Source organism: Hymenobacter sp. UYAg731 (genome assembly GCF_054061335.1).
Genome location: NZ_JBSSEC010000005.1, coordinates 13120 through 38310, shown reverse-complemented (window position 1 = coordinate 38310; position 25191 = coordinate 13120). Strand labels below are relative to the sequence as shown.

The following is a 25191-nucleotide window of genomic DNA, read 5'->3' as shown; positions in this document are numbered from 1 at the left end:
CTGAATCCGGACGAGTAGTTTTCTGCTTATTGGCGTGGCTTACCGCCCGGTCCGTCCTGATAAAGCCAGTCTTGGAAGATTTCCCCGGGAGAGCCAGGCCCCGGAACCTGAGATATGCTATTTCGAAGCGCAACACAGTCAAAACAATTTAATATATTATTTATTATATTTACAATACGGAATTGAATAATATTCACCGCTAACCCCTGCGGCCATGAAACCCCATCCCACCATCGAAGAAAAAGTTGTTTCCCAGGATAGCTGGAACGAAACCGTCGAGGCGCACACCCAGCGGCTGGGTACGGCCCCTGACTACTCCCAGTATCCGCCGGTGGTCGTCTTTCGGGCCATCGACCAGGATTATGAGCTACACCTCATCGAAACCAGCGCGCTCCGCGACAGCGGCGAGGTGATTGCGGGCGTGATTCACAACCCGAACATCTGATTTTGTTGCCCAAGCAGTTGTCCGGCCGGTTGCAGCCCGTGCGGCTGAACCCGGCAATAACCTGATTTTTTTGCGCTCATCGGCATGAAGCTTTTCATGATTCTGCTGTGCATGAGCCTGACAGTGTACACTCTACCGGTGGCTGGGCAGGTGCCCCATGCCCCACCTCCGCACCCGGCGCTATCCCGGCCGCCCCGCCCCGATACCGCCTACGTACGCCAGCTGCTGCGAGCCGCGCAGGAATGGAGCACGGTGGATATCCCGCGTGCTATCCGGCTGAGCCAGGAGGCGCTGGGCCTGGCCCGGCAGCTGCGCGACTCGGTGGGTGAGGGCCAAGCCTTGCTGCGGCTGAGCACCCTGCACCGCCGCCACAACGATTTCGCGCTGGCCCGCCGCTTCGCCCGGCAGGCGCAGGTGCTGTTTGTGCGGCGGCGTGACCGGCAGGGGCAGGGCCGCGCCTGGCTTCAACTGAGCCTGATTGATATGCTTCAGGGCAACCCGGTGCCGGCCCTGGCCTCGGCCCTCAACGGCCTGCGCCTGGCCGGGCAGGCGGGCGACTTGCAAACAAAAATCCGCCTGCAAGCCACGCTGGGCGATATCTACTACAAAATGGGCAGCTACGACGAAGCCCTGCCTGTGTTGCAGATAGCCTTGGCCGGCGGCCAGCGCACCCACGACCAGCAAGTGACCCTGCTGGCGCTAAACGGCCTGGGCAACTCGTTTCAGATGCTGAAAAAATGGCCCCAGGCCCTGTCCTACTACCAGCAGGCGCTGGCCCTGAGCCGGCAGCTCGGCGATGCCATCGGCGAAACCGGCAGCGAAACCAGCCTGGCCGAAGTGTATGGCCTGCAAGGCAACCAGGCGGCGGCGCTGGCCCACGGGCTGCGCGCCCAGCAGCTGGTGCGCGCCACCCACGACGACTATAACCTGCCCGCCGTGGAACTGATGTTGGCCCGCGCCTACCTGCTGGCGCACCAGACCGATAGCGCGGTGGCCCTGGCCCGGCACGGCCTGCGGCTCAGCCAGCAGGCGCGCAGCAACGAGAACATTCGCAATGCCAGCGACATCCTGGCCCAGGCCTACGCCCAGCGCCACGACTTTGCGCAGGCCTATTACTTCCGCAACCTGCACCTGGCCTACAACGACACGCTCTCGGGCGAGGACACGCGCCGCCGCACCAGCCGCCTGCGCTACGACTATGAGCTGACCAGCAAGCAAGCCCAGATTGACCTGCTCACCAAAACCCGGCAGCTCCAGGCCCAGAAGGCGGCCCGGCAGCGCCTACAGCTCAAGGCGTTGCTGGCGGGCCTGGCCGGCGTGCTGCTGCTGGCGGGGCTGTTGTGGCGCAACATCTACCTCAAGCAGCGGGCCAACCGCCACCTGAATGAGAAGAATACCCAGATTGCCGCCCACCGCGACGAGTTGAACCGCACCCTGACCGAGCTGCAGACCACCCAAACCCAGCTGGTGCAGCGCGAGAAAATGGCTTCGCTGGGCGAAATGACGGCCGGTGTGGCCCACGAAATCCAGAACCCGCTGAATTTCGTGACCAACTTTTCGGACCTGAACGTGGAGCTGCTGGCCGAGCTGGGAGAGGAGCTGGCCGGGGAGCACCTCTCGACCGGGGGCCGGGAACATGTTACTCAACTGCTTGAGGACCTGACCCTGAACCAGGTGAAGATTCGGGAGCACGGGGCCCGCGCCGACCGCATCGTGAAGCGCATGCTGGAGCACTCGCACCCGAGCAGCGGGACCCGCCAGGCCACCGACCTCAATGCCCTGGCCGAGGACAGCCTGCGCCTGGCCTACCACGGCTGGTGCGCCCGCAACAAGGACTTCAGTGCCACGCTCACCACCGATTTTGACCCCCGCCTCCGGCCCGTGCCCGCCGTGGCCCAGGACCTTAACCGGGTGTTAATGAACCTGCTGACCAATGCCTTCTATGCGGTGACCGAGAAAAATAAGCACGCCGATGCTTCCTACCGCCCGGAAGTGCAGGTGCAAACCCGCCAAACGGACCATGCCGTCGAGATTCGGGTGCGCGACAACGGGGCCGGCATTCCGCTGGCGGTGCGGGAGAAAATATTCCAGCCCTTCTTCACCACCAAGCCTGCCGGCGAAGGCACCGGCCTGGGCTTATCGCTGAGCTACGACGTCATTACCAAGGGCCACGGGGGGGCGCTGAGCGTGGAAAGCCAGGAAGGAGAGTACTGTCAATTCACTATCAGCCTGCCCGTTGCCGTTGAGGAAATTGTGGAAAGGGCAATAGCCTGATTTTATATAGTATTTATTGAATATATTTAAAAAATTGCTTGTTTAAACTGAACATTGGCTAACCACTTAATCCAGCCAAAATAAATGCCGTGGAGGAAATGCCACCTGCTTCGCTAATCAGAAAGCAGCTGGTGCTGACCCCGGAAAATGGTGATGGTGCAAGGCTAAAACCTGATGACTAATATGTTGCTCGAAAAATTGCCGCCTTCTCGTTTCCGGAACCGGAAGCTTGCCCGCCAGCCGGCACCCCCGCCCCCGAAAGTGCTGGTGCAGGCGGGCACGGGCTTGTCCCGGTTTTTGGCGCAGCACCAGGTGGGGGCCATGCTGATGCAAGGCGTGCTGCTGGCCGGCGGGGTTTTTTCGGCCGCCCTGGGGCTGAAATGCTTCCTGCTTCCGAACGGCTTCATTGATGGCGGCGTGACGGGGATATCGTTGCTGGTGAGCCAATTGACCGGAATTTCGCTATCGGCGCTCATCGTGCTGATTAACATTCCGTTCATCGTGCTGGGGTATTACCAAGTGGGGCAGAAGTTCGCCCTCAAAACCCTGCTCACCATTCTGGCGCTGTCGGGGGCCTTGCTGGTGGTGTCGTTTCCGCCCCTCACGCAGGATAAGCTGCTGATTGCCGTGTTCGGGGGCTTCTTTCTGGGGGCCGGGGTGGGGCTGGCCATGCGCGGCGGCGGTGTGCTGGACGGTACCGAAATCCTGGCCCTGTACCTCACGCGCCGGCTGCCGGCTTCCATTGGGGATATCGTGCTGATTATTAATGTAATTATCTTCTCGGTGGCGGCCTGGCTGCTGTCGATAGAAACGGCGCTGTATTCCATTCTGGCCTACCTGGCGGCGGCCCGTACCGTGGATTTTGTGCTCGTGGGCATCGAGGAATACACCGGCCTGACCATCATCTCGTTTCACAGCACCGAAATCCGGCGCATGATAACCGATAAGCTCCACCGGGGGGCCACCGTGTACGAATGCACCCAGGGTTTTGGCACCCACGGGCACCAGCATTTGAAAGTGGAGGCCATTTTCACGGTCGTGACCCGCTTGGAGGTGGTCAGCCTAACGGATGAGATTCACAAAATCGACCCCAATGCCTTCATCGTCTCGCAGTGCGTGAGCGACATGAAGGGCGGCCTGATTAAAAAACGGGCCTTGCACTAACCGTTTCGTGGGGAGGGCCGGCCGCCGGGCGGCGGGGCCAATCAGCAGGAATATCATGGAAAGATGGTACCGGTTTCTGGGAGTTCGTCCGCACGAAAGCACGTCGGTGTGGCTGCTCTTTGCCCATAATTCCCTACTCAGCTTCGGCACCGTGCTGGTGTACCTGGCGGCTACCGCGCTGCTGCTGGCCCGGCAGCCGGCGGCCAGCTTGCCCGTGGCCTATTGCGTGGGCGCGGTAGCTATGGGGCTGACCGGCAGCCTGTATGCCTACCTGGAGCGGCGCTGGCTGGGGCCGAAGCTGGCCGTGCGGGCGCTGCTGGCGGTGGTGGCCATTGCCCTGGGGCTGGCGCTGGCCTGGCGGCCCGCGCCGTCGGTAGCCACGGCCGTGGCCATCATGACGGGCTACCGCCTGCTGTACCTGCTCACCAATTTGGAGGCCTGGAGCATGTCGGCCACCCTATTCAACGGGCGGCAGGGGCGGCGGCTATTCGGGGTGGTGAGCTCCGGCGAGCTGCCGGCCAAAGCCGTGGGGGCGGCGCTGGCCATTTTCGTGCCCGCCGCCCATGCGATTTCGATGCTGCTAATCATGGCGTTGAGTGCGTACGTGCTGGCGGCGCTGCTGCAGCAGGCGGCTTTCCGGCGCATAACCGGCTTGCCGCACTTGGGTCCCGTGCCGCTGGCTGCGCACACCCTGCCGCTCATCCGGCAGCTGCTGGGGCCGGGAGCATTGGTACGGGTGATGGGGCTGAGCGTCAGCGCAGTGGCCGCGATAGCCGTGGGGGTGGAATATGTTTTTTTGCTCAGTGTCCGAAATTTTTTGCCCGGGCCGGCAGATATGATGCAGTACTTGGGCGGGGTGCTGGCGCTGGCGTATCTGCTGGCGGCGGCGGGCCGGCTGCTCTTTGCGCGGCGCGGCCTGCAGTGGGTGGGGGTGCGCCGGACGCTGCTGCTGCTGCCAATCATGGTGCTTGCCAGTATCTTGCTGTTCTGGGTGTGGCGGGCGTTGCCCGTGGGGCCGTATGGCCAGCTGGTTTACTTCAGCGGGCTTTTCCTGGGGCTGGAAATATGCCGCCGCGCGTTGTTCGAGCCGGTTTTTCTGGTGCTGTTCCACCGGTTGCCGCCGCCCGAGCACCTGGCGGGGCGCAGCGTAGTGAAGGGGATTTATGAGCCGGTGGGCGTGGGGCTGGGCGGCCTGCTGCTGCTGGCGGCCCAGCCGTTTCCGGCGCTAAGCGCCTGGCTGCCCTTTGGGTGGATGGCGGCCCTGATAATTGGGGTAGCAGTGCTGCTGCGGTATATGCTTTGGCACTACCTGGAGGCCCTGAAGACGAGCCTGCACATGCACGTCATGGCCGGCAATGAGCTGGTTAGCAATGATGGTGAACCGCCGGCCAGGCGTTCGGCCGAGGCCGATTCCAGCGTGGAAATGGTGTTGCAGGCCATCGAGCATTTGCACCAGCTAGAAGCCACCGCCCTGCTCGAACAGGCCGAGCTGCTGCTGACGCACCCCAGCAACCGCATCCGCCACCGGGCGCTGCGGCTGCTAGGCATTCAGGTGGCGCTGCCACGCCTACGGCAGCTGGCCCTAGAGGACCCCGACCCCGCCCTGCGCGAAATGGCCAGCTGCCTGGCCGCCCCCCACCCGTCGGCCGACGACCTGCTGCTGCACTCCGACTGGGCCGTGCGCCAGGGCGCTATCCGGGGCCGGCTGGGCGCGCACCCCACCGATGGCGCGGCCCTGGCCAGCCTGGCCGCCGTGGCCGCTTCGACCGAAACCAGTGCCCGGCACGCGGCATTGGGGCTCATTGCCCTGCTCACCCCCCAGCAGCAGGAGCAGGCCATTACCACCTGCCTGCACAGCGCCGACCCGGCCCTGGTGCAAGCCGCCGTGCGGGCCGTGGCCGAAGTGCCGGGTCCCGATATGATAAGCCTGATGATGAGCTTTCTGTGCATTAAAAAGGTACAGAAATCGGCCCAGGCCGGCCTGGTTCGCATTGGTGCGGGCGTGCTGCCGCTGCTCAAACCCGCCTTGGTGCAGGAAACCGACCATCGCCGCGTCCAGGCCCTGGCCCAGGTGTGCGCCCGGATGGCTACGCCCGCTGCCCGGCAAGTGCTGCTGGAAGTAGCCGGCGGCTCCAACCTGCAGGCACGGGCGGCCGCGCTGCGGGCGCTCGAAAACTTTGCCACGATGCCCAACGATGCCCCGCTCTTTCAGCAATTGATAGAAGAGGAGATGCGCCTGGCGCAGCATTTTTTGCACGGCATGCACGCCGGCAACTCCGAGCTGCGGGCCGCCCTTCGGCAGGAGCTGCGCCGCTGCACGCAGCGCCTGTTTGGCCTGCTACTGCAGGTGTATGAGCGGCCCCCGCTGCTGGAAGCGCAGCACAGCGCCATTCACGCCACCGGCGAAACCCAGGCCAGCGCCCTCGAAATCCTGGAAAACATGATTCCGCTCCCGCTGTTCGCGGGCCTGCAAGCCATGCTGGAAACGGGCCGCCTGAGCCAGCGCGCCGAAGTGATGGATGCGCTGCTCGGGCCCGTCACCACGGCCGAAACCATGCAAACCACCGTCGTGCGCCGGGGCGCGGAGGCGTTCACGGCCTGGTCGATTAGCGTGGCCCTGCGGCAGTGGCACCCCCAGCCCGCCACCGTGGCCTACCTGGTGCCCCATTTACAAGCCACCAGCCTCCTGGTGCAGGAAAGTGCCCTGGCCGTGCTTCAGCAACTGCCCGTGCTGCGCCCGGCCGCCTACGACCAACTCCTTCTCACGCATCCCGCCGTCGCCTTCCTCGCCATGAATCCACCGACCACTACCCCCCGCACCTCGGCCCGCGACCGGGTCCTCATCCTCAAAGGCACGGCCCTGTTTGCCAATACGCCCGAAAATATCCTCGGCAACATCGAGCCCATTATGCGGGAAGTGACGTTTGAAGCGGGGCAGGAAATCTTCGGCAAAGGCAGCCTGGGTACTTCGCTGTTCATCGTGAGCGAAGGCGAAATCGGGATTTTCGATGGCCCGCGCCAGCTTACCACCTTCCGTGGTGGCGACTTCTTTGGCGAGCTGGCCCTGCTCGATGCCGAAGCCCGCTCGGCTTCGGCCGTGGCGGTGGGGCCGGCCATGGCGTTCCGCATCGACCAAGAAGATTTCTACGACGTGATGGAGGATTGCCCCGAAGTCACCCGCAACATCCTGAAGGTGCTCTGCCAGCGCCTGCGCCGCCAGAATGAGCGGATGCAGCCTCCGCAGCCGGTAGCAGGGTAATTCGTCGCCTAATGGGTGCGCTTAATGTCATCCGGCGGGCTACCTTGCGGTATGACGCTCCTCATCATTGTGCTGGCCGTGCTGGCGCTTATCGTCCTCAGCAGCTGGGGCAAAGTCAACGCGTTTCTGGCGTTTTTGCTGGTCACCATTCCGGCGGGGCTGGCGCTGGGGCTGCCCCCCGCGCAGGTGCTGGCCGCCGTGCAAAAAGGCCTCGGCGACACCCTGGGCTCGGTGGTGCTGGTGGTGGTATTGGGGGCCATGCTGGGCAAGCTGGTGGCCGAAAGCGGCGCGGCCCAGCGCATCGCCACCGTACTGATGCAGGCCTTCGGTCCGAAAAATATTCAGTGGACGATGATGGTCACCGGCTTCATCATCGGCATTCCGCTGTTCTACAACGTGGGCTTTCTGCTGGTTATCCCGCTGATATTTTCGGTGGTATATCAGTACCGGCTGCCGGCCGTGTACGTGGGCCTGCCCATGCTGGCGTCGCTCTCCGTACTGCACGGCTTCCTGCCGCCGCACCCGGCTCCCACGGCGCTGGTGGCGCTGTTCCACGCCAATGTGGGACTCACGTTCGGCTACGGGCTGTTGGTGGCGGTGCCGGCCGTGGTGCTGGCCGGGCCGCTGTATGCGCGCACGCTGCGGGGCATCGTGTCGGTGCCGCCGGCGGGGTTTAGGAGCGAGGCGCGGGACGAAAGCGCCCTGCCGGGCACACTCAATAGCTTTCTGTCGTCGCTGCTGCCGGTGCTGCTTCTAGCGGCGGTGCTGGTGTTGCAGGCGGGGCTGCCGCCCGGCGGCCCGCTTGCGCCCGCCCTGGCCTTTCTCGCCGACCCCGGCGTGGTAATGCTGCTATCGGTGGGCGTGGCCACGTTCAGCCTGGGCCGCCGCCAAGGCAAAAGCACCGCCGCCGTGATGGAAACCTACGGCGAGGCCCTGCGCGACGTGGCGTTGTTACTGCTCATCATTGGCGGGGCCGGGGCGCTGAAGGAAGTGCTGGTGCAAAGCGGGGCCGGGCTGGCCATTGCCGCCGGCCTGCACGGTACCGGCCTGCCGCCGCTGGTGCTGGGCTGGCTGCTGGCCGGTATTATCCGGGTGTGCCTGGGCTCGGCCACGGTGGCGGGCCTCACGGCGGCCGGCGTGCTGCTGCCCACCATGGCCCATTCAGCCGTCAACCCTAATTTGATGGTGCTGGCCATTGGGGCGGGTAGCCTGCTGTTTTCGCATCTGAATGACAGCGGGTTCTGGCTATTTAAGCAGTATTTCAACCTCTCGATTCGGGATACGCTGCGCTCGTGGTCGGCCATGGAAACCATCGTGTCAGTGATGGGGCTGCTAGGCGTATTGGTGCTCGATTGGGCCTTGCCGCTGGCGGCCCCCGTTCTGGCACGATTATGATGTTTTGAATTGCCCGCAAGTAATTGCTAATCCCTATCTTGGCTCCATCCAAACTCATCCTTCAACCCACCCACGTCGCTCTATGAATTCCCGCAGAAATTTCCTGACTTCGGCCGCGCTTCTTTCGGCCGGCTTGCTGGTATCACCGGCCCTGCTGGCCCGCGATAAGGGCTACAATAAAAAGTACATCGGCCTGCAGCTCTACACCGTGCGCGACGCCATGGCCAAGGACCCCGCCGGCACCCTGGCGCAGCTGGCCAAAATGGGCTACAACTCGCTGGAGGGCGCGACTTACACCGGCACTCAGAAGTTCTATGGGATGACGCCCCAGGCCTTCGCTGCCCTGCTCAAACAAAACGGCCTGATAATGCCCAGCAGCCACTACCGCCTCGGCGAGGAGGCGATGAACGGCGCGCCGGCCCTGGGCACCATGCTCCACGAGTGGGACCGCGCCGTGGATGATGCCGCCGCCGCTGGCGTGAAATACATGGTGTGCGCCTACCTATCGGAGGCCGAGCGCGGCAACCTCGACCACTACAAATACATCGCCGACCAGCTCAACAAAGCCGGCGAGCGCTGCCAGAAAGCCGGTATTCAACTCTGCTACCACAACCACGACTTCGAGTTCGTGGCCCAGGATGGCAAGCTGCCCTACGACCTGCTCCTCGCCACCGACCCCAAGCTGGTAAAAATGGAGCTCGACCTCTACTGGGCCACCAAAGCCGGCCACGACCCATTGGAATTGTTCAAGCGGCACCCCGGCCGCTTCCCGCTGTGGCACGTCAAGGACATGGACAAGGCTGCGCCGCACTCCTTCACGGAAGTGGGCAACGGTAGCATCGATTTCAAGAAAATCTTCGCCCGCGCCAACGAAGCCGGCCTGCAATACTTCTTCGTGGAGCAGGACATCACACCCGGCTCGCCCTTCGATAGCGCCGCTAAAAGCCTGGCTTACATCAAGACAAACCTGGTGTAGAACGGGGGAGAAGGACCGGACCAAAAGAAGGAACGTCATGCTGAGCGCAGCCGAAGCATCTCGCGGGCAATGGTAATTCTTTCGTCTAGCGATTGATTTACTACCCCACGCGAGATGCTTCGGCTGCGCTCAGCATGACGTTCCTTTTTCGTTTTCTTTGGAAATTTAATGCCCTACTTCACTGCCGCCATCGGCAGCTCCCGAATCCAGATATTACGGTAGCTCAGCGGCTCGCTCTTGTCGCCGTGGGCCTGGAGCTTGATGGGCAGCGGGCCGTGCGCGGCCTGGTACGAAGCCTTACCAATGTACTGCGTGGGGCCGGTGAGGGCGGTGTGGTCCTGCACCAGTACGCCGTTGAAAAATACGGTGGCGTAGGCCGGCGTCACCAGTGCGCCGCCCGCGCCAAACACCGGAGCCGTCCACACCACGTCGTAGGTTTGCCATTCGCCCGGCTTGCGGGCGGGGTTGGCCAGCGGGATGGCCTGTTTGTAGAGGCTCCCGGCCATGCCGTTCACGTAGGTTTTGTTCTGGTACGCGTCCACGATTTGCAGCTCGTAGCCCAGGTCGCCGTTGCCCGTGGAGGCCAGAAACACGCCGCTGTTGCCCCGGGCCTGCCCCGTGCCGCTGATGTTGGCCGGAATGCGCCACTCCAGGTGCAGCTGGTAGTTGCCGAAGCTGCGCTTGGTTTCGATGTTGCCTACGTCCTTTTTCACCGTCATTATTCCACCCGCCACCGTCCAGTTGGCTGGCACTTTGTGGTCGCTGGTGAGCACCCACTGGTCCAGGTTTTTGCCATCGAACAGCACCAGCGCATCGGAGGGCGCATCGCCGGGGGCTCGGCCGGGCGTCACCACGTTGGGCACGGGCTCATACACTTCCGTATCCTCAGGCTTGGCGGTTTGTTGGGCGTGGGCAGTGCCCAGGCTCGCGGCCAGCAGGGTGGTGAGCAAAAGGCGTGTTTTCATGGGGCGAGGGGGTTAAATCCGGGGGTAGTTTTCGGTTACGAAAGCAGCTTGTTTCTGATGTAGGCCGCGCTTTGGGTAATGCTTTGGTAGGCGTCGATGGCGAAGTATTCCTGCTCCATAAAAAGGTGTTGCAGGCCGGCCGTTCTCGCGTGCTGGAAAATGGTTTTGAAGTCGATACTGCCCGCCCCGATTTCGGTGTTGTGCTCCGGCTGAACCTTGTCCATATCCTTGACGTGCCACATAGCGAAGCGTCCCGGATGAGCCTCCATCAGCTTCAACGGGTCCTTTCCGGCGCGTACCACCCAGTACAAATCCAGCTCGAAATCGACCAGCGCGGGCGTGGTTTCGCGCAGCAGCACGTCGTACAGCGAAGTGCCGCCGATGGTCTTAAATTCGAAGTCGTGGTTGTGATACGCCAGTTTCAGCCCGGCCGCTTTACACAGCGTGCCCGCCTGGTTTAGCCGGTTGGCAATGGCCTTGAAATCATCGGGCGTTTTGCGCAGCTGCTCATCCAGGTGCGGGACCACGATATAGGTTTGGCCACAAATAGCGGCAGCTTCCAGATAGGCCTTCAACGCTTCCGCGTTGCCGTCACGCATAAAACCGTTCATTTCATAATGCCCGCTGGAAGTGGTGAGGCCGTTGCCCGCGAGCACCGCCTTAAATTCCTTCGGCGCAAGGCCCCAGAAGTGGATTTGCGGGCTATAGCCGTAGGTTTCCACCTCGCCGTAGCCGGCTCGCGCCACCTTGGCCAGCACCCCCGGCACGTCCTTGCCGATGTATTCACGCAAGGTGTAGAGCTGCAAGCCCACTTTCAGGGCCGCCGGCCGGGCAAACAGCTGCCCCGGCCGCACCATTGCAAGGGCGGATAACAAGCCGGCCTGCCTGAGAAAACTTCGACGTTGAATTTCCATGTGCGAACTAAAAAAGGTGTTAAAACCAGATTCTTAAACGTCGCACAGCTGCACGGCTTTGCGCAGAGAGGCAATTTTATCGGGCAGCTTAGGGATGAATTCCTGCGCCACGTAGCCCTTGAAACCGGTGGCTACGATGGCCCGCATAATGGCCGGGTAATATAGCTCCTGGGTCTCGTCGATTTCGTGGCGGCCGGGCACGCCGCCGGTGTGGTAGTGCGCAATATAGGCGTGGTTATCAGTGAGGTTGCGGATGACATCGCCCTCGTCAATCTGCATGTGGTAAATGTCAAAAAGTAGCTTGAAATGCTCCGAGCCCAGCTTTTTGGCTAGTTCGACGCCCCAGGCGGTACGGTCGCACTGGTAGTCCTTGTGGTCGATTTTGCTATTCAGTAGCTCCATCACCAGCACCACCTTGTGCTTAGCGGCCAGCGCCAGCAGGGGCGTCAGGCCCTGCACGCATTTGGCCCAGCCGGTGGCATCGTCCTTGCCCCGCCGGCTCCCGCTGAAGCAAATCAGGTTCTTATAGCCCGCCGCCGCCACCTGCGGAATCATCTCGGCGTAGTTCTTTTGCAGCGTGGAATGAAACTGTGGGTCGTTGAAACCATCGGTCAGGTTGATTTCGGCCCCGTTGCACATTGGCGAATCCAGGCCGTACTTTTTCAGCGTGGGCCAGTCTTTCGGTCCCACCAAATCAATGCCCTTGATGCCAATACTTTTGGCCGCCGCGCACAGTTGGTCGAGCGTCAAATCGTTGTAGCACCAGCGGCACACCGAATGGTTGATGTTGTTTTTTAAAGCGAGCGGTTCCAGCGTGTTTTCGGCGGGCGCACAAGCGCCGAGGACACCGGCAGCCCCAACCGCCGCCGTGCCCGCCAGAATGTTTTTGAGCGCCGTGCGGCGGGTGGGAGGCGAGGCCATGACAGACGTAATTATTTCAGCGTCAGAATGTATTTCACCATTTCCCGGGCGTCGGCTTCCGTAACGCCGGGGTGCGGCGTCATGGGCACGGCTCCCCAGTTACCCGCGCCACCCTGAATGATTTTACCGGCCAACATACTGATATTTTGCTCATTAGACGGGTATTTCTGGGCTACATCGGCGTAGGATGGCCCCACCAGCTTCTCCTTTTCCTTGTGGCAGCTGGCGCAGTCCGAGGCGGCTATCAGCTTGGCGCCGCTGGCCAGCAGGCCGCCACTGTGGCCGGTACCAATTTTCGAGACGCTGGTGTCAACCTGGGGCTGTTCGGCCACGGCGGCCACGTTCCGGCCGGTCGTGCTGTCGCTCTTGAGCTCCGCCGACGAAGCCGCTTGTTGGCTCACCTCATCGGGGCCGTCTTTTTTGTAGCCCGAATCGCAGGCGGCCAGCAGGGCGCAGAGGCTGAGGAATAAGGCAGTCTTTTTCATGGCAAAGCGGTGGTTAGATTCCGAGTAGGGAATGGTTGAGGGTAGGATTGGGGGCCGTGGCGGCGAAGTCATCGAAGGCTTTCTCCGTGACCCTAATGATGTGGTCGTTGATAAACGGGGCACCTTCGCGGGCCCCGTCTTCGGCGTTTTTGAGGGCGCATTCCCACTCCAGCACGGCCCAGCCGGGAAAATCGTACTGGGCCAGCTTGCTGAAAATAGCCTTGAAATCGACCTGCCCGTCGCCCAGCGAGCGGAAGCGGCCGGCCCGGTTCAGCCAGGGCTGGTAGCCGCCGTACACGCCCTGTCGCCCGGTGGGATTAAACTCAGCATCCTTTACGTGGAACATCTTAATCCGCTCGTGGTAGATGTCGATGTACGCCAGATAATCAAGGCATTGCAGCACGAAGTGGGAAGGGTCGTAGAGCAGGCAGGCGCGCGGGTGCTGCTGCACCTGGTCCAGAAACAACTCGAAGGTCACGCCGTCGTGCAGGTCCTCGCCGGGATGGATTTCGTAGCACAAATTCACGCCGCAGGTATCAAACTCGTTCAGAATGGGCAGCCAGAGGCGGCCCAGCTCGGCAAAACCATCCGCTACTAGCCCGGCCGGTCGCTGCGGCCAGGGGTACACCATGGGCCACAGTAGCGCCCCGCTGAACGTAGCGTGCGCCTTCAACCCCAGGTTTTGGGAGGCTTTGGCGGCGTACTTGAGCTGCTGCACGGCCCATTGCTGGCGGGCTTTGGGGTTGTTGCGGTAGGCTTCCGGGGCGAAACCGTCGAAGAGTTGGTCGTAGACCGGGTTCACCGCTACCAGCTGGCCCTGCAAATGGGTTGATAATTCGGTGATTTCCAGTCCGGCGGCGTTCACCACACCTCGGATTTCGTCGGCGTAGGTCTGGCTTTCGGCGGCTTTTTGCAGGTCGATAAAACGCGGGTCGTTGGTGGGCAATTGCACGCCCTTGTAGCCCAGGCCTTTGGCCCAGGCGCAGATGCCGGCCAGACTGTTGAACGGGGCTTCATCGCCAATGAATTGGGCCAGAAAAATAGCGGGTCCCTGGATGGTCGTCATGGGCGGGTCAGATGGTGAATTCGGTCCATTTGGTGTCGGATTGGCCCGAAGCAACGACGTTTTCGATGAAAGCCATGCCCCGGATGCCTTCATCCAGCCCCGGAAAGTCAAGGGCTTCGGGCGCGGCGGTCTGGCCGGCTATTTCGGCTTGCAAGGTCAGGGCGAAGTTGCGGTAGATGTTGGCGAAGGCTTCGAGGTAGCCCTCGGGATGGCCGGCGGGGGTGCGGCTGTTGTGCCGCGCAAAGGAGCTGACGTAGCCCGTGCCCGCCCGATGAATCTCGGTGGGTTTATCCAGCCACTTCACTTGCAGCGTGTTGGCATCCACCTGCTGCCATTCCAGTCCGCCCTTGTCGCCATACGCGCGAATGCGGACGTTATTTTCCTCGCCAGCCGCTACTTGGGTGGCCACCAGTACGCCGCTCGCGCTGTTGGATAACCGGAGCAACACGGCCCCGTCATCATCGAGCCGGCGGCCCGGCACCACGGTGTTAATATCGGCGCAGAGCTTTTCAACTTGCAGGCCCGTCACGTATTCCAACAGGTTGAACGCGTGGGTGCCGATGTCACCCATCGCCCCAGCAATGCCGCTGCGGGCGGGGTCGGTGCGCCACGCGGCCTGCTTGTTATCAGTGCCTTCCTCAAACGCACTGAGCCAGCCCTGCGGATATTCTACGTAGGCTTTGCGGATGGGACCGAAGGCGTTATTCGCGATGAGTTGCCGGGCTTCCTTCACCATCGGGTAGCCGGTGTAGGTGTGGGTCAGGCAGAGTTTCCGGCCGCTGGCAGTGGCTATTTCTTTCAGCTGTTTGGCTTCGGCCAGCGAGAAAGTCATTGGCTTGTCGAGGATGACGTGGAAGCCGTTTTCCAGCGCCAGCTTGGCCGGCTCGAAATGCAGGTGATTTGGCGTGACAATGGCCACGACCTGCACGCGCTCGGCTTCGGGCCGTTGCTTTTCCTGCGTAATCAGGTCCTCAAAAGAGCCATACACGCGGTTCGGCGCGAGGCCCAAGAGCACGCCCGTGGCCCGTGACTTGTCCGCGTCGCTGCTGAACGCGCCGGCGGTGAGCTCATACAAGCCATCGAGAGCGGCCGCGATGCGGTGAATCCCGCCGATGAACGCGCCCTGCCCGCCGCCAATCATGCCCAGTCGTAGTTTCATAGATTAAGTGGTTCGGAGTGTAGAGACGCATATTTGCGTCTTGTCGTTAGGGCAGAAATAATGAACGTGGCACGTCATGTCCGTTCAACGATAAGACGCAAATATGCGTCTCTACACCTCTAATCGAGCATTCGCCTCCGCGTAGCTGATTCCCTCGGCCGGCACGGGGGCATTCTGGTCCTTAAACAGTAGCACGAACACGGCCAGCACCACGGCCGCAATTCCGGCCGGAATCAGCCAGATGGTGTGCCAGTCGTGGAGGTCGCCGGTGGTTTTATGGGCATCCACAATCTGGCCCGACAGGAGGGAGCCAATAAGCATGCCCACCCCGTAAGTGGCCAGTGTGATGAAGCCCTGGGCCGCGCTTTTCGACTGCTCGCCAGCCAAGTTATCGGTATATATCTGGCCCGTCACGAAGAAGAAGTCGTAGCAGATGCCGTGCAGCACAATGCCCGCAATTAGCATCCAGTAGGTCGAATCGCCGTTGCCGTAGGCGAAGAAAATATACCGCACCACCCAGGCCAGCATGCCAATGGCCAGCATCTTCTTCACGCCCAAACGCACGAAAAACACCGGAATCAGCAGCATAAATAGCACTTCCGAAACCTGCCCCAGGCTCTGAATACCGGCGGCCGATTTCATGCCCGTCTCATTCAAAAACGGGTTAGTAAAGCCGTAGTAGAACGACAGCGGTACGCAGATAGCCACCGATGCCAGGAAGAAAATTAGGTACGAGCGGTTCTTCAGCAACCCAATGGCTTCCAGTCCCATTATCTCGCCCATAGTGGCGGGGCCGGCCTTTTTGATGGGCGGCGTGGGCGGCAGCGTGAAGCTGAATACCCCGAGTAGGGCCGAGGCCCCGGCCGCCATCTGAAACGTGAGGCCGAGGTTGCCACTCTGCTCCCAGTCCAGCCAGCCAATGGTAATGCCGGCGATAATCCAGCCCAGCGTGCCCAGCACCCGAATCGAGGCAAATTCCTTTTGCGGGTTCTGCATCTGGCGGAAGGAAATGGAGTTCACCAGCGCCAGCGTGGGCATGTACACAATCATGTACAGGAGCACGTAGGGGTAGAAGGCCGAAAAATCGCCCGCCCGCGAGGCCAGCCACAGCAACACCGCGCCCGTCAGGTGCAGCACGCCCAGGATTTTTTGGGCCGAAAAGAACCGGTCCGCAATCAGCCCGATGATGAACGGGGCCACGATGGCCCCCACCGACTGCGTGAGAAACGCGCTGCCCACCTGCGTGCCGGTGGTGTGCAGGTTGTGCAGCAGGTAAGTGCCCAACGTCACGAACCAGGCCCCCCAAATGAAGAATTCCAGGAACATCATCAGGGACAGCTTAAAGCGGATGGCAGGCGTCATAGGCGGGGAGGGATGGGGAATGCGGAAAGACTGAATGGGTGAACGAAATGTCATGCAGAGCGCAGCGAAGCATCTTTACCGCGATAGTAATTTGATTAGTTGCACGGTAAAGATGCTTCGCTGCGCTCTGCATGACGTTCGACATGATACGATAAATCAGCTAGTCGCCCAGGCCTTATCGCCCTTTTTATACGGCACGTTGCCATCGTAGCGGCCGGGTACGGGCAGATAGCGCAATGCCTTCGTCGCACCCACTTCCGAGGTGAAGAACCCCAGCAGCGTGAGCTCCTTCATCATGCGGAAATAGTGCGCGGGGTCGTCTTTTTGCTTGTTTTGGGTGAAAGCTTTCTGCTCGGCATCGAGGGCGGTGAGGAAGGCGGTGCGCTGAGCCGGGTCGCAGGCCAGGAAGCCTTTGCCGTTTTTGGTTTTGCAGTCCTGGTCGAGCTTGGTGAGGCCGTTGAGGAAGATTTTCTGGTCGGCGGGTGTGTAGCAGTCGCGCACCATCACGGCCATGAAGCTGCCTACCTGGGCGGCTTTGGCCCCCGGCGTTTGGGTAGCGGGCAAGATGGTCTCGCCTACTTCGTCGAGGAAGCTGACCTGATTGGCATCAAGCAACGGCTTCGTTTCCTTCGCCACCGGCGTATTGCCGGCGGTGGTTTTTTCGTCCTTTTTAGCCGGCGATGAGCAGCTGGTTAGGAAAAAATCGGCTCCGATAACGGTGCCACCCATGATGATGGCCACGCGGGCCAGGGCGTCTCTTCTATCCATGATGGGGGGCGGTTAGATATTTTGCTTTTTGAGCTCGCTCACGGCGTGGTCCACGGCGCGGGCCGTGAGGGCCATGTAGGTCAGCGAGGGGTTTTGGCAGGCGGCCGAGGTCATGGCGGCGCCGTCGGTCACGTACACGTTCAGCGCGTCCCAGACCTGGTTGTGGGCGTTGAGGACCGACGTTTTGGGGTCGCGGCCCATGCGGGCGGTACCCATTTCGTGGATGCCGCCGCCCAGGTTGTAGCCGTTGTTGTAGGTCTTCACGTTCTTCAGGCCCGCTTTTTCCAGCATTTCCTGGGCATCGGCCATCATGTCAATCCGCATCTTCTGCTCGTTGTCGCGGATGCTGGCATCAATGGCTAGCACAGGCAGGCCCCACTTGTCCTTCTTGGTTTTGTCGAGGGTAATCTGGTTGTCGTGGTAGGGCAGGGTTTCGCCGAAGCCGGTAATGCCCATCGTCCATTTGCCGGGCTCGGTGAGGGCATCCTTGAAATCGCCGCCGATGCTCATTTCCGGAATCTCGCGGCTCCAGCCCTCGCGGCCGGCGCTGCCCTGGTAGCCGAAGCCACGAATGTAGTCGCGCTTGTCGCCGAACAGGTTGCGGTAGCGGGGGATATAAATGCCATTGGCGCGGCGGCCGTACACGTATTTGTCCTCGAAGCCTTCCACGTCGCCGTGCGCGCCGGCCCGGAAGTGGTGGTCCATCAGGTTGTGGCCTAGCTCGCCGCTGCTGCTGCCCAGGCCGCCGGGCCACACGTCGGTGGCCGAGTTCATCAGCACCCAGGCCGAGTTCAGGGCCGAGGCGTTGAGGAAGATGACCTTGGCGTAGTATTCAATGGTCTGGTTGGTTTCGGCGTCGAGCACCTCCACGCCCTTGGCCCGCTTGGTGTCCTTATCGTAGAGGATTTTGGTGACGATGGAAAACGGCCGCAGCGTGAGGTTGCCGGTGGCCACGGCCGCCGGTAGCGTGGAGGACTGGGTGCTGAAATACGCCCCGAACTGGCAGCCCAGCCAGCATTTGTTGCGGTACTGGCAGTTCACGCGGTTGTGGTGCGGCACCGTGATGTTGGCGGTACGTCCGATGACCATGCGCCGGTGCGCGTAGTGCTTCTTGATGCGAGCGGCCACGTCTTTTTCCACCACGTTCATCTCCATGGGCGGCATAAACTCGCCGTCGGGCAGCTGCGGCAGCCCTTCTTTCGAGCCGCTGATGCCGGCAAATTTCTCCACGTAGCTGTACCACGGAGCCATTTCCTTGTAGCGCACGGGCCAGTCCACGGCGATGCCGTCCTTGGCGTTGGCCTCAAAGTCGAAGTCGCTCCAGCGGTACGACTGACGGCCCCACATCAGCGAGCGGCCGCCCACCTGGTAGCCCCGAAACCAGTCGAAGGGCTTGATTTCCACATACGGGCTGTCCTTGTCGCTGGCCCAGTAGCTCAGGTTGGTTTCGTTCAGGGTGTAGTCGCGTTTCAGCACCGGGTAGTCGGCAATCATCTGCTGGGTTTTGCCGCCCCGGTGCTCGTATTCCCACGGGGCCTTGTTGGCGTTCACGTAGTCTTTGATGTGCTCCACGTTGCGGCCCCGCTCCAACATGATGGTCTTGAGGCCCTTCTCCGTCAGCTCCTTCGCGGCCCAGCCCCCCGAGATACCCGACCCGATGACAATGGCATCGTACGTATTTTTTTCCATGTTACGCTAGCAAATGATGTGGGAATTGAGAAAGGAATCAATCGAAGTACCATCTGCTGGCGGCAGCCGGCGAGCAGTAGGAGCCACGCAGTGCGAGCAAATATAAAATAATTTGTTGCCGGCCAACCACTACATGGCCAATAATTTACATAATATTGCTAAGGATGAGTGTCCACCCACTTACCAAGGTGCCGAAGTAGTAATGTAACCCATTACCGGATTGGATTTTGCAATAATGCAAATAGCTTGTTGTCAACAGCTTGATTGAATATCCCGAATGGCCTTTGGGTTTTCTCTCTGGCTGCCACTTTCCACTAACTACCTATGAGCAAGCTGCCTGAAGCGCCGTTGAATGACCTTCCTGAAGCCCCGTCGCGGCGCGAATTTCTCAAGCAGGGGGCCGCTGCGGCCGCCGTGTTCATGATTGTGCCGCGCTTCGTGCTGGGCGGCCGGGGTTACACCGCGCCCAGCGACCAGCTGGTGGTGGCCGGCGTGGGCGTGGGCGGCAAGGGCGAAAGCGACCTGGCCGCTTTCTCCAAAACCGGCAAGGTCCGCATTGGCTACCTGTGCGATGTGGACGACCGCCGCGCCGCCCGCTCGGTGCAGGCGTTCCCGCAGGCCAAGTATTACAAGGACTGGCGGCAGCTGCTCGATAAGGAAGGCAAGAATTTTGATGCCGTCTCGGTATCCACGCCCGACCACAACCACGCCGTTATCACCTTGGCGGCCATGCAGATGGGCAAGCACGTTTACGTGCAAAAGCCCCTCACCCACGACATTTATGAAGCCCGCGCCCTCACCGAGGCTGCCAAACGTTACAAGGTGGTGACCCAGATGGGCAACCAGGGCGCATCCGGCGACGGCGTGCGCCAGCTCCAGGAATGGTACGACGCCCACCTCATCGGCGAGGTACATACCGTGTATTGCTGGACCGACCGGCCGGTATGGCCCCAAGGCATTGCTTGGCCCGCGCCCGGAGCCGGCGTGCCCAAGGAGCTGGACTGGGACCTGTGGCTGGGCACCGCGCCCCAGCGGCCCTACGTCGATAAGCTGGTGCCCTTCAACTGGCGCGGGTGGTGGGAGTACGGCACCGGCGCGCTCGGCGACATGGGCTGCCACCTCATGGAAGCGCCGTTCCGAGTGCTGGGCCTGGGCTACGCCACCGCGGTGCAGGCCAGCGTGGGCAGCGTGTATGTCGACGAGTTCAAGCGCGGCTATTTCCCCGAGAGCTGCCCGCCCTCCAGCCACGTCACGCTCACCTTCCCCAAAACCAGCAAGACCAAACACGAAGTCATTATGCACTGGATGGACGGCGGCATCCAGCCCGAGCGGCCCGAGGAGCTCGGCCCCAACGAGAAGTTTGGCGACGGCGGCAACGGCATCCTGTTCATCGGCCAGAAGGGCAAGATGATGGCCAGCACCTACTCCGCCGACCCGCGCCTGCTGCCCACCGCCCGCACCCAGGAAGTCCACGTAAAACCTACCCTGGCCCGCGTGCCCGAAGGGGCCAATGGCCACTACGCCCAGTGGGTCGAAGCCTGCCTGGCCGGCTATGGCAACAAGGCCGTCAGCTCGCCTTTCGAACTGGCCGGCCCGCTCACCGAAGCCCTGCTTATGGCCAACCTCGCCATTCGCGGCTACGACATCCAGCGCCCAAAAACCACCGGCGCGGGCTTCGACTATCCCGGCCGCGGCATCGAGCTGCTCTGGGACCCGCAGCAGCTACGCGTCACCAACTTCGAGGAGGCCAACCAGTTTGTGAAGCGCACCTACCGGCCCGGCTGGTAGGTGCAGAGCGGCTTAGAACGGGTCGTCATTCACCTCCACCCAATAATTATCCGGGTCCTGCAAATACACCTGCTTCACGCCATCGGGGCGGGCCGTCGATTCCTTGGCCAGGCCGGCCCAACTGCCGTAGGTGGTGGCGAGCTGGTCGAGGTGGGCGGTGAATTTTTTCAGGTCTTTCACGCTGAAGGCCAGGTGCAGGTTCTTATCGTGTGGCTCTACTTTGGCCGCGCCCTGAATGATGTGCAGCTGGCTGTGCGGCCCCATCCGAAACCAGACGTGCCGGCCGTCCTTAAAAGGCTCCGGAATCTGCTGCAATTCCAGCACCTTGCCGTAGAAATCCACGCTTTTCTGTAGGTCGAAAACGTAGAGCGCGACGTGGCTGACCGCCGGCGTGCTTTGGGCGAAGGCAGGCCCCGCGCTGCTCAGCGCTACTAGCAGCCCAAATGAGCCGCTGAAAAGCAGTTTTTTCATGGTTTAAGAAGGATTTTGGCTGCAGAATCAGGCCGGTGAAAGCTGCCGCAAGGTGCAATTAAAATCCGAGCTGCCAGTGCCCCATTTTTCTGGTTTGCAGGTGCTTGCCGTGCTGAGTGTAAGTTGGCGGGAAGGCCGAATCTGTTTGGCTTACCCATTGCGGGGGAATCAGCGCTATCAACATGCAGGAGGGGGCGATACAGTGCGCCGGGCGGGCGGCGCTACTTTTGGGCCGTCGCATTTTTCAGCCAGCCCGCCCTTCCTGTATGAGTAGTAATTCCGCCTTCCGCCTGACCGGCAAAATCGCGCTGGTAACTGGCTGTAACAGAGGTATTGGCCAGGGCATGGCCCTTGGGTTGGCCGAGGCCGGGGCCGACATCATCGGCGTATCGGCCACGCTGGCGGCCAATGGTGGTGACACCGGCCGCCTGGTGCGGGCGCTGGGCCGCACCTTCCACGCCTACCAGGCCGATTTCAGCCAGCGCGCCGCCACCGATGTCTTCATCGCGCGGGTGCAGCAGGACTTTCCGCGCATCGACATCCTCATCAACAACGCCGGCACCATCCGCCGCGCTCCCGCCGCCGAGCATTCCGACCAGGACTGGGACGACGTGCTGGCCATCAACCTCGATGCGCCGTTCCGGCTGGCCCGCGCTATTGGTGGCCAGATGCTGCGGCAGGGGAGTGGCAAAATCATTTTCACAGCCTCCCTGCTCACCTTTCAGGGCGGCCTCAACGTGCCCGGCTACGCGGCCAGCAAGGGTGCCCTGGGCAGCCTGGTGAAGGCGCTGGCCAACGAGTGGGCCGGCCGGGGCGTGAACGTGAATGCCATCGCGCCCGGCTACATCGCAACCGACAACACCACCGCCCTGCGCCAGGACGAGGAGCGCAGCCAGACCATTCTGGGCCGCATTCCGGCCGGCCGCTGGGGCACTCCGGATGATTTCAAAGGCCCCACCGTGTTCCTGGCCTCGGCCGCTTCCGACTATGTACACGGCACCATCCTCACCGTGGACGGCGGCTGGATGGGACGATAATAGGCGGAGTTTTTATGGCTCAGGAAATTGCTGAATAGGCCTTTACCTCCTGGCGCGAGGAGCCCAGGCCGTCGATGCCCAGCTCCACCACGTCGCCGGGGCGCAGGTACACGGGCGGCTTCAGGCCCAGGCCTACGCCGGCGGGCGTCCCGGTCGAGATGATGTCGCCGGGCAGCAGCGTCATGAACTGGCTGAGGTAGGAAATCAGGAAGGGAATCTTGAAAATGAGGTTGGCAGTGGTACCATCCTGCATCATCCGGCCGTTCACCGAAAGCCAGAGGCGCAGGTTGTCCACGTCCCCGATTTCATCGGGAGTGGCCATAAACGGACCAACCGGCGCGAACGTGTCGCAGCCCTTGCCCTTGTCCCAGGTACCGCTGCGCTCCAGCTGGAACTCGCGCTCCGATACGTCATTATGCAGCGCGTAGCCGGCAATGTATTCGTGGGCGTCGGCCTCTTCGATATAAGAAGCGCGCTTGCCGATGACCACGGCCAGCTCCACTTCCCAGTCGGTTTTTGCCGAGTTTTTGGGGATGATGAGGTCGTCGTTCGGCCCCACGTAGGCCGTAGTCGACTTCATGAACAGGACCGGCTCGGGTGGGGGCGTGGCGCCGGTTTCGCGGGCGTGGTCGGCGTAGTTCAGGCCGATGCACAGGATTTTGGAGGGCCGGGCCACGGGCGGGCCGAGGCGCTCGCCTGCGGCGATGGGCACGAGCCGGCCTTCGTTTGCCGCCAGAAATTCTATGAGCCGTTGCAGGCCGTTGGTGGCGAAAAAGGCTTCGTTGTAATCTTCGCCGAAGGCCGAAATGTCGAATTGCTGGTCCTGGATGATGACGCCTGGCTTCTCGTGGCCGGGCTGGCCGTAGCGGATTAGTTTCATTGGGGAGAGATGGAGAATGAACGCCGCAATAACGCCACACTGAAGGAGAAAATTAACGACCTTTTTCAGTGTGCTTTTGCGGCTCAAAGCCCGCCATTGAATCAGCGGCCTGCTTCCCCCTGCCTCACGCTGGCTCGCCGCTGTTTGAGGCCATCGGCCGTGAAGACTAACGTGCGGCTGAGGTTGCTTTCGCAGGTCGCGGTTTCGTAGGTGATGGCCGCCGTACGGGCATTCACGAATCTGGCGGCCTGGCACACTTGCCGGCTCGGGTAGTGCGCGGTTAGCGTGTGGCGCACGCTGGCCGGCAGGGCGCTCAGGAGCAGGGGCGTGCCCGTGGCTTCGACGTCGCCATCAGCGGTAAACCGAACGAATTGCTGGCCTGCGCCTTGGCTAAAACTGACCTGGTACAGTCCCTGCGTCTTTTTCCACTGCACCTGGGTGGCGAGCGGATAATGCTGTTGCAGGGCCACGAAGGCCAGCGGCGGCACCAGGTCGGGGGTGATGAGCTGGGCGTGGCCGGCCCTGGCCGCCAGCAAGAAGGCCGCGCAGAGTAAGAAAAGGGGTTTCATAGCGGGCGCGAACAATTTAGCGCAATGGCAAAGGTGGCCCTATCCGGCGCGGCCCACCATGACGCTTATCAGGCGGACAGGTGACTTGCATCATGCTTCGCGCCTTGGGCAAAACGGACCTTTGTCGGTGGCCGTTTCTCCCATAAGTAGTCGCCGGGCCGCTTCCTTTCTCCTTGTTCCTCGCATGAATCAGCGCTTTAAAGTTGTCAGCCTCACCCACCGGCACGCGCCGCGCGCCATTCGGGAGCTGCTGGCCCTGGACGAACCCGCCTGCCGCGCCCTGCTGCTCGTCGTCAGCCAGGAGTTGGGACTGGCCGATGTGCTGGTGCTGAGCACCTGCAACCGCACGGAAGTGTATTACAGCGACATCCGGGACCAAAGCGCCGCCATCATCGGCGAGCTGGCCCGGCTGAAAAATCTGCCCGACAAGGCCTCGGTAAGCGCTTGTTGCACCAACATCAGCAGCGCTTCGGCTGCGGTGCGGCACCTGTTTGAGGTGGCCATGGGCCTGGACGCGCAGGTGGTTGGCGACCAGCAAATCGGCCACCAAGTGAAGCAGGCCTACCAATGGTCGGCGGAGGCGGACGCGGCCGGGCCGTTTCTGCACCGGCTGCTCCACACGGTGTTTTTCACCCACAAGCGGGTGCGCCAGGAAACGGGTTTCTGCGACGGCGCGGCGTCGGTTTCCTACGCCGCCCTGCAACTGGTGGAGGACCTGACGGCGCACCTGGCCAGCCCCCGGGTGCTGCTGGTGGGCGCGGGTGCCTTTGGGGCAGACGTGGCCCGGCATTTTGGGGCCAGCGACCGGTTTGCGCACGTCATCCTCTGCAACCGGACGCGGGGTAAAGCTGAGGTTCTGGCCGCTGAGTGCGGCTTGGAGGTGCTGGATTTGGCTGATTTAGCCCGCGGTATTCGGGAGGCTGATGTCGTGGTCTGCTCGGTGGCAGCGCCCGTGCCCCTCATCACCCTGCCGCTGCTCGAAAACCAGGCCGTCCTCAGCCACAAGTTCCTGGTGGACCTGTCGGTGCCCCGTAGCGTTGCGGCCGAGGTGGAAACCGTGCCCGGCGTACTGCTTTATCCCCTTGATGCCATCCAGAGCAAAGCTTCGGCGGCCCTGGAGCGGCGGCTGGCCGCCGTGCCGCAGGTGCGGGCCATCATTGCCGAAAGCATGGCCGGGTTGCAGGATTGGAGCGAAGAAATGGAAGTTTCGCCCACCATCCAGAAGCTGAAAAATGCGCTGGAGCAGCTGCGGCAGGAAGAAATGAAGCGCTACGGCAAGCGGATGAGCCCCGCCGAAGCTGGCTTGCTGGATGAAATCACGAAGTCGCTGATGCAAAAGGTGCTCAAGCAGCCCGTGCTACAGCTCAAAGCAGCCTGTAAGCGGGGCGAGCCCGGCCAGCTGGTGGAGGTGCTGAGTGAGTTGTTCGACCTGGAGCGTCAGCCTGTTCTGCTACCGGATTGAGCGGGGCCTGCGCTCAGCATGACGGCCCGACCCCGGCCTGACAAACGTCATGTTTCCGGCTGGCTGGGCTCATTCGCGGCGCAGGAATGCAACCGGACATTTGCGCTAGTTCCGGCCGCCGGGCCTTTCCGACTCACCTTTT

21 protein-coding genes are annotated in these 25191 nt (G+C 62.0%); 9 read left to right on the top strand and 12 right to left on the bottom strand.

What is annotated here, in order from left to right:
- Positions 1–214: 214 nt before the first annotated feature.
- From ACVWYF_RS16005 to ACVWYF_RS15980, 6 genes are all read left to right on the top strand, one after another.
- Positions 215–445 (top strand): hypothetical protein, encoded by a 231-nt coding sequence (locus tag ACVWYF_RS16005; RefSeq protein ID WP_457069781.1) that lies wholly within the window; start codon positions 215–217, stop codon positions 443–445.
- A gap of 84 nt (positions 446–529) precedes the next feature.
- Positions 530–2719, top strand: coding sequence for an ATP-binding protein (locus ACVWYF_RS16000; RefSeq protein ID WP_457069779.1), 2190 nt, complete (start codon positions 530–532; stop codon positions 2717–2719).
- 183 nt (positions 2720–2902) lie between these two features.
- Complete coding sequence (locus ACVWYF_RS15995) at positions 2903–3883, top strand: YitT family protein (protein WP_457069777.1); 981 nt, start codon at positions 2903–2905, stop codon at positions 3881–3883.
- Between the two features lie 55 nt (positions 3884–3938).
- Positions 3939–7142 carry a cyclic nucleotide-binding domain-containing protein gene (locus tag ACVWYF_RS15990; protein WP_457069775.1) on the top strand — a complete coding sequence of 1068 codons (3204 nt, stop codon included), beginning with the start codon at positions 3939–3941 and terminating at the stop codon, positions 7140–7142.
- 51 nt (positions 7143–7193) lie between these two features.
- Positions 7194–8537 (top strand): gluconate:H+ symporter, encoded by a 1344-nt coding sequence (locus ACVWYF_RS15985; protein WP_457069773.1) that lies wholly within the window; start codon positions 7194–7196, stop codon positions 8535–8537.
- Between the two features lie 82 nt (positions 8538–8619).
- Positions 8620–9513, top strand: coding sequence for a sugar phosphate isomerase/epimerase family protein (locus tag ACVWYF_RS15980; RefSeq protein ID WP_457069771.1), 894 nt, complete (start codon positions 8620–8622; stop codon positions 9511–9513).
- 173 nt (positions 9514–9686) lie between these two features.
- Here ACVWYF_RS15980 and ACVWYF_RS15975 read toward each other — a convergent pair whose 3' ends face one another.
- The 9 genes from ACVWYF_RS15975 to ACVWYF_RS15935 all read right to left on the bottom strand — a co-directional run bounded on the left by ACVWYF_RS15975 (position 9687) and on the right by ACVWYF_RS15935 (position 18842).
- The gene (locus ACVWYF_RS15975) at positions 9687–10478 is read right to left on the bottom strand and encodes a 3-keto-disaccharide hydrolase (protein WP_457069769.1); all 792 of its coding nucleotides are present in this window, start codon (positions 10476–10478) and stop codon (positions 9687–9689) included.
- 35 nt (positions 10479–10513) lie between these two features.
- Positions 10514–11353: a sugar phosphate isomerase/epimerase family protein gene (locus ACVWYF_RS15970; protein ID WP_457069767.1), complete on the bottom strand. Its 840-nt coding sequence runs from the start codon at positions 11351–11353 to the stop codon at positions 10514–10516.
- A 72-nt stretch (positions 11354–11425) separates the two neighbouring features.
- A complete protein-coding gene (locus ACVWYF_RS15965) occupies positions 11426–12313 on the bottom strand; it encodes a hydroxypyruvate isomerase family protein (protein WP_457069765.1) in 888 nt (295 codons plus the stop codon).
- An 11-nt stretch (positions 12314–12324) separates the two neighbouring features.
- Complete coding sequence (locus ACVWYF_RS15960; RefSeq protein WP_457069763.1) at positions 12325–12798, bottom strand: c-type cytochrome; 474 nt, start codon at positions 12796–12798, stop codon at positions 12325–12327.
- Between the two features lie 13 nt (positions 12799–12811).
- Positions 12812–13864: a sugar phosphate isomerase/epimerase family protein gene (locus ACVWYF_RS15955; RefSeq protein ID WP_457069761.1), complete on the bottom strand. Its 1053-nt coding sequence runs from the start codon at positions 13862–13864 to the stop codon at positions 12812–12814.
- A gap of 7 nt (positions 13865–13871) precedes the next feature.
- Positions 13872–15023: a Gfo/Idh/MocA family protein gene (locus tag ACVWYF_RS15950; RefSeq protein ID WP_457069759.1), complete on the bottom strand. Its 1152-nt coding sequence runs from the start codon at positions 15021–15023 to the stop codon at positions 13872–13874.
- Between the two features lie 111 nt (positions 15024–15134).
- Entirely contained in the window at positions 15135–16385 is a 1251-nt protein-coding gene (locus ACVWYF_RS15945; protein WP_457069757.1) for a nucleoside permease, read from the bottom strand.
- 156 nt (positions 16386–16541) lie between these two features.
- On the bottom strand, positions 16542–17153 hold the full coding sequence (locus ACVWYF_RS15940) for a gluconate 2-dehydrogenase subunit 3 family protein (protein ID WP_457069755.1): 612 nt from the start codon (positions 17151–17153) through the stop codon (positions 16542–16544).
- Positions 17154–17165: 12 nt separating this feature from the next.
- Complete coding sequence (locus tag ACVWYF_RS15935) at positions 17166–18842, bottom strand: GMC oxidoreductase (RefSeq protein ID WP_457069753.1); 1677 nt, start codon at positions 18840–18842, stop codon at positions 17166–17168.
- Positions 18843–19166: 324 nt separating this feature from the next.
- Between ACVWYF_RS15935 and ACVWYF_RS15930 the strand changes: the two genes are divergently transcribed.
- Positions 19167–20630, top strand: a complete 1464-nt coding sequence (locus tag ACVWYF_RS15930; protein WP_457069751.1) for a Gfo/Idh/MocA family protein — start codon at positions 19167–19169, stop codon at positions 20628–20630.
- Between the two features lie 12 nt (positions 20631–20642).
- Here the strand turns inward: ACVWYF_RS15930 and ACVWYF_RS15925 are convergent, their stop codons facing one another.
- Positions 20643–21101 carry a VOC family protein gene (locus ACVWYF_RS15925; RefSeq protein WP_457069749.1) on the bottom strand — a complete coding sequence of 153 codons (459 nt, stop codon included), beginning with the start codon at positions 21099–21101 and terminating at the stop codon, positions 20643–20645.
- A 266-nt stretch (positions 21102–21367) separates the two neighbouring features.
- Between ACVWYF_RS15925 and kduD the strand changes: the two genes are divergently transcribed.
- Positions 21368–22138 carry a 2-dehydro-3-deoxy-D-gluconate 5-dehydrogenase KduD gene (gene kduD, locus ACVWYF_RS15920; RefSeq protein WP_457069747.1) on the top strand — a complete coding sequence of 257 codons (771 nt, stop codon included), beginning with the start codon at positions 21368–21370 and terminating at the stop codon, positions 22136–22138.
- Positions 22139–22157: 19 nt separating this feature from the next.
- Here the strand turns inward: kduD and ACVWYF_RS15915 are convergent, their stop codons facing one another.
- Both ACVWYF_RS15915 and ACVWYF_RS15910 read right to left on the bottom strand, forming a co-directional pair.
- Positions 22158–23018: a fumarylacetoacetate hydrolase family protein gene (locus ACVWYF_RS15915; RefSeq protein WP_457069745.1), complete on the bottom strand. Its 861-nt coding sequence runs from the start codon at positions 23016–23018 to the stop codon at positions 22158–22160.
- 101 nt (positions 23019–23119) lie between these two features.
- On the bottom strand, positions 23120–23587 hold the full coding sequence (locus ACVWYF_RS15910; RefSeq protein WP_457069743.1) for a hypothetical protein: 468 nt from the start codon (positions 23585–23587) through the stop codon (positions 23120–23122).
- Between the two features lie 184 nt (positions 23588–23771).
- Here ACVWYF_RS15910 and hemA point away from each other — a divergent pair, with 184 nt between their 5' ends.
- Positions 23772–25049, top strand: a complete 1278-nt coding sequence (gene hemA / locus ACVWYF_RS15905; protein ID WP_457069741.1) for a glutamyl-tRNA reductase — start codon at positions 23772–23774, stop codon at positions 25047–25049.
- The last annotated feature ends 142 nt before the right edge of the window (positions 25050–25191 follow it).